The organism is Ensifer sp. ZNC0028 (genome assembly GCF_000799055.1).
GTDB lineage: Bacteria > Pseudomonadota > Alphaproteobacteria > Rhizobiales > Rhizobiaceae > Ensifer.
Genome location: NZ_JTLA01000128.1, coordinates 1 through 5,467, shown reverse-complemented (window position 1 = coordinate 5,467; position 5,467 = coordinate 1). Strand labels below are relative to the sequence as shown.

Here is a 5,467-nt window from a genome sequence, read left to right as displayed (position 1 = left end):
GCGCGGCATCGCCATGGTGTTCCAGTCCTATGCGCTCTATCCGCACCTGTCGGTGAAGGACAACATGGGCCTTGGCCTGAAGCAGGCCGGCGCGCCGAAGGCGGAGATCGAGGACAAGGTCGGCAAGGCAGCGAGCATGCTGTCGCTCGATCCCTACCTCGCTCGTCGCCCGGCCGAGCTTTCCGGCGGCCAGCGCCAGCGCGTGGCGATCGGCCGCGCGATCGTGCGCGAACCGAAGCTCTTCCTGTTCGACGAGCCGCTTTCGAACCTCGACGCAGCCTTGCGCGTCAACACCCGGCTCGAGATTGCCCGGCTGCATCGCAGCCTGAAGGCAACGATGATCTACGTGACCCACGACCAGGTGGAGGCGATGACGCTCGCCGACAAGATCGTCGTCTTGAACGCCGGCCAGATCGAGCAGATCGGCTCGCCGATGGATCTCTACAATCGTCCGGCCAACGTCTTCGTCGCTGGCTTCATCGGCTCGCCGCAGATGAACTTCATCGAGGGCGCCCGGCTCGGCGATGTCAAAGCCAAGACGATCGGCATCCGCCCGGAGCACATGGCGCTTTCGCGCGAGAGCGGCGACTGGAAGGGCAAGGTGGTGCATGTCGAGCACCTCGGCGCCGATACCATCGTCTACATCGACAGCGAGCAGGTCGGCACCATCACCGTCCGCCTCTTCGGCGAACATCGCTACGCGCCTGACGACATCGTCTATGCGACGCCGACGGTCGGCGCCATGCACCGTTTCGGCGACGACGACCGCGTTCTCGCCTGATCCGCTTTGAGGCCGAGGCCTCATCACAGCTACGTGAAAAGCAACCGCCATGGGCTTAAACCCCTGTGGCGGTTGATTTATTTTTTGATTGTCCGTGCTGAACGACTCTGTTGCGCCGCAAAGCAATTTAACATACATTTGTGTTTGTATATTAGCTTTCCGGTATTTTCCCCAAGCGATACCGGTTCTGCTCCCCTTCACTTCCGGACCGTACGGGCACCTTGCGAGATGCACCTGTCGCCTGCGGTCACCGAATATGGACATCGCTATGCGCATGAACCGACCGACACTGGCCGCCGCCTTGGCAACTGTGATTCTTCTTTCCGGCTGCCAGAAAGAGGAAGCACAACAGGGCGCCGCCGCATTCCCACCGTCCGCCGTCGCGGTCTTCACGACCAAGGCCGAAACCCTGCCGATCACCAACGAGCTGCCGGGCCGCATCGCCGCGACCCGCGTCGCCGAGGTCCGTCCGCGCGTTTCCGGCATTGTCGTCGAACGCGTCTTCCAGCAGGGCTCCAAGGTCAATGAGGGCGATGTGCTTTACCGCATCGATCCTGCGCCCTTCCGCGTTCAGGTCGAAAAGGCGGAGGCAACGCTTCGGCGCGCCCAATCCATTCGCCAGCAGGCCCAGCAGAAGGCCGATCGCCAGGAACAACTGAGGAAGGCGAACGTCGTCGCCGCGCAGCAATTGGAAGATGCGGCTGCGCTGCTTGCGACCGCCGACGCCGATGTCGCGATCGCCGAAGCCGGCCTCGCAGCGGCCAAGCTCGACCTGCAATATGCCGACGTGACCGCACCGATCAGCGGCCGCATCGGCCGTGCGCTGATCACCGAAGGCGCGCTCGTCAGCACCAACAGCTCGGAAAACCTCGCGACGATCCAGCAGCTCGACCCGCTCTACGCCGACTTCACCCAGTCGGCGACCGACCTCATCCGCCTGCGCAAGGCGCTCGAGGACGGCAAGATGATGAACGGCGACGGCGAGGAAGCCGAAGTCCAGCTCGTGCTCGACGACGGCACGGCCTACGAGCACAAGGGCAAGCTCCTGTTCTCGGAAGCCGCCGTCGATGCGACGACCGGCCAGGTAACCCTGCGCGGTGAGTTCCCGAACCCCGACAACGACCTGCTTCCCGGCATGTATGTTCGCGTGCTCGTGCAGCAGGGCGTCGAGAAGGACGCGATCACCGTTCCGCAGCAGGCCGTCCAGCGCAACAACGCCGGCCAGTCGCAGGTCTATATCGTCGGCGCCGACAACAAGGTCGAGTTCCGCAACGTGACCCTCGGCCGCACGATCGGCACCCGCTGGCAGGTGACCTCCGGTCTCAAGGCCGGCGAGAAGATCATCGTCGAGGGCTTCCAGAAGATCGGCCCCGGTGCCCCCGTCGAACCGACGGACTGGAACCCGGACGCCAAGCCGACTGCCGAAGCAGCGCAGACGACGGCCTCTGCCGACGAAAAGCCCGCTGAAGCCACAAAGTGAGTGCTGATTAATGCCCAGTTTTTTCATCGACAGGCCTATTTTTGCCTGGGTGGTGGCGATCTTCATCATGCTCGCCGGCATCATCGCGATACCGCTTCTGCCGGTATCGCAATATCCTGATGTCGCACCGCCGCAGATCTCCATCAACACGAGCTATCCCGGGGCGTCGTCCCAGGACACCTACCAGAGCGTCACTCGGCTGATCGAAAATGAGCTGAACGGCGTCGAAGGCCTGCTCTATTTCGAGTCGACTTCCAGCGCCTCCGGCTCGGTCGAAATCAGCGCCACCTTTGCACCGGGCACCGACCCGGGACAGGCGGCCGTCGACATTCAGAACCGCGTTCGCCGCGTCGAACCGCGCCTGCCCGATTCGGTCAAGCGCCAGGGCGTGCAGGTCGATGAAGCCGGCTCCGGCTTCCTGATGATCGTCGCGCTCACCTCGACCGACGGCCAGATGGATGCCATCGCTCTCGGCGACTATCTCAGCCGCAACGTTCTGAACGAAGTCCAGCGCGTGCCCGGCGTCGGCCGTGCGCAGCTGTTTGCCACCGAACGCTCGATGCGCATCTGGCTCGATCCGGACAAGATGCTCGGCCTCAACCTGACGGCCGGCGACGTGACCAATGCGATCCAGGCCCAGAACGCACAGATCGCATCGGGTTCGATCGGCGCCCAGCCGAACCCGATCACACAGCAGATCAGTGCCCCCGTCGTCGTCAAGGGCCAGCTGTCGAGCGCCGAGGAATTCGGAGCGATCGTGCTTCGCGCCAATCCGGACGGTTCCTCCGTTCGGCTGCGCGATGTCGCCCGCGTCGAAATCGGCGGCGAGAGCTATGCGTTCTCGACCCGCCTGAACGGCAAGCCGTCTGCGGCTATCGCCGTGCAGCTGTCGCCGAGCGGCAACGCCATGTCGACATCGGCCGCGATCAAGGAGCGCATGGACGAACTGTCGAAGTTCTTCCCGCAGGGTCTCGAGTATTCGGTTCCCTACGACACTTCGCCGTTCGTTGCCGTTTCGATCGAGAAGGTGCTTAAGACGCTGCTCGAAGCCGTCGCGCTCGTCTTCGTCGTGATGTTCCTGTTCCTGCAGAACATCCGCTACACCATCATCCCGACGCTCGTCGTACCGGTCGCCCTGCTCGGCACCTGCGCGGTGATGCTGGCGATGGGCTTCTCGATCAACGTGCTCACCATGTTCGGCATGGTGCTGGCGATCGGTATTCTCGTCGACGATGCGATCATCGTCGTCGAAAACGTCGAACGCATCATGTCCGAAGAGGGACTGACGCCGAAGGATGCAACCCGCAAGGCGATGAAGCAGATCACCGGCGCCGTCATCGGCATCACGCTGGTTCTGGCTTCGGTGTTCATTCCGATGGCCTTCTTCCCGGGCGCCGTCGGCGTGATCTATCGCCAGTTCTCGCTGACGATGGTCGTGTCGATCCTGTTCTCGGCGCTGCTTGCCCTGTCGCTGACGCCAGCCTTGTGCGCCAGCTTCCTCAAGCAGGTTCCCAAAGGCCACCACCACGCCAAGCGCGGCTTCTTCGGCTGGTTCAACCGCTCGTTCGACAAGACCTCACATGGCTATAGCGGCATCGTGAAGCGTCTGGTCCACCGGACCGGCCGTTACATGATCGTCTATGTCGCCGTGCTTGCCGGCCTCGGCTGGCTGTTCATGAAGCTGCCGTCGTCGTTCCTTCCGGACGAAGACCAAGGCTTCGTGATCGTCATGATGCAGCTCCCCTCCGAGGCGACGGGCAACCGTACGACCGAGGTGGTTGAGCAGGCCGAGAACATCTTCGGCACGGAGCCGGCTGTCGAACGCATCATCGCGATCAACGGCTTCTCCTTCTTCGGCACCGGACAGAACGCAGCGCTCGCCTTCGTGACGCTGAAGGACTGGAGCGAACGCGACGCCGACAATGCTGCCCAGTCGATTGCCATGCGGGCAACGATGGCGATGAGCCAGATCAAGGATGCGATCAGCTTCGCGCTGTCGCCGCCGGCGATCCAGGGACTCGGCACCACAGGCGGCTTCTCCTTCCGTCTGCAGGATCGCGGCGGTCTCGGCGAGGCGGCTCTGTCGCAGGCCCGCGACCAGCTTCTCGGCCTTGCGGCTGAGAGCAAGATCGTCACCGGCGTTCGTTTCGAAGGCATGCCCGATGCGGCTCAGGTCAGCGTGACCATCGACCGCGAGAAGGCCAACACCTTCGGCGTGACCTTCGCCGATATCAACTCGACGATCTCGACCAACCTTGGCTCGTCCTATGTCAACGACTTCCCGAATGCCGGCCGCATGCAGCGCGTGACGGTGCAGGCGGACGAGGGTCAGCGCATGCAGACGACTGATCTGCTGAACCTCAACGTTCGCAACGCCAATGGCGGCATGGTGCCGCTCTCGGCCTTTGCGACCGTCGAGTGGGTCAAGGCATCGACCCAGACGATCGGCTACAACGGCTACCCGTCGGTGCGTATCAGCGGCGAAGCAGCCCACGGCTACTCGTCGGGTGACGCGATCGCCGAGATGCAGAGGCTTGCGGGCGAGCTCCCGGCAGGCTTCGGCTACGAGTGGACCGGCCAGTCCCTGCAGGAAATCCAATCCGGTACCCAGGCGCCTCTCCTGATCGCGCTGTCGTGCCTTCTGGTCTTCCTGTGCCTTGCCGCCCTCTATGAGAGCTGGTCGATCCCGGTCGCGGTGATCATGGTCGTTCCGCTCGGCGTCATCGGCTCGGTTCTCGCCGTGATGATGCGCGACATGCCGAACGACGTGTACTTCAAGGTCGGCCTGATCGCGATCATCGGCCTCTCGGCCAAGAACGCGATCCTGATCATCGAGTTTGCCAAGGAACTGCGCGAGCAGGGCAAGTCGCTGATCGACGCGACGCTGGAGGCGGCACACTTGCGCTTCCGGCCGATCCTGATGACGTCGCTGGCCTTCACGCTCGGCGTTCTGCCGCTGGCGATCGCCACGGGTGCCAGCTCCGGCAGCCAGCGCGCCATCGGCACGGGCGTCATGGGCGGGATGATCTCGGCAACGGTGCTCGCCATCTTCTTCGTTCCTGTATTCTTCGTGTTCGTCACGAAGCTCTTCAGCCGAAAGAAGGTGGAAAACACACCGACAGCCGCAGAAAACCCCACACCCGCCGAGTAAAACAAGATTGGACGGCCCGCCTCTGGCGGGCCGTCGCATGAGGAGGAATCAATGC

At 63.3% G+C, this 5,467-nt stretch carries 3 protein-coding genes; all 3 read left to right on the top strand.

The annotated features are described in order from the left end of the window. Positions 1-781 (top strand): ABC transporter ATP-binding protein (locus L981_RS27710; RefSeq protein ID WP_043624122.1); only part of this gene is annotated, 781 nt, incomplete at its 5' end. Positions 782-1,037: 256 nt separating this feature from the next. Then, positions 1,038-2,261, top strand: coding sequence for an efflux RND transporter periplasmic adaptor subunit (locus L981_RS27705; RefSeq protein WP_043624120.1), 1,224 nt, complete (start codon positions 1,038-1,040; stop codon positions 2,259-2,261). A gap of 10 nt (positions 2,262-2,271) precedes the next feature. Continuing rightward, a complete protein-coding gene (locus L981_RS27700; RefSeq protein ID WP_043624117.1) occupies positions 2,272-5,412 on the top strand; it encodes an efflux RND transporter permease subunit in 3,141 nt (1,046 codons plus the stop codon). The last annotated feature ends 55 nt before the right edge of the window (positions 5,413-5,467 follow it).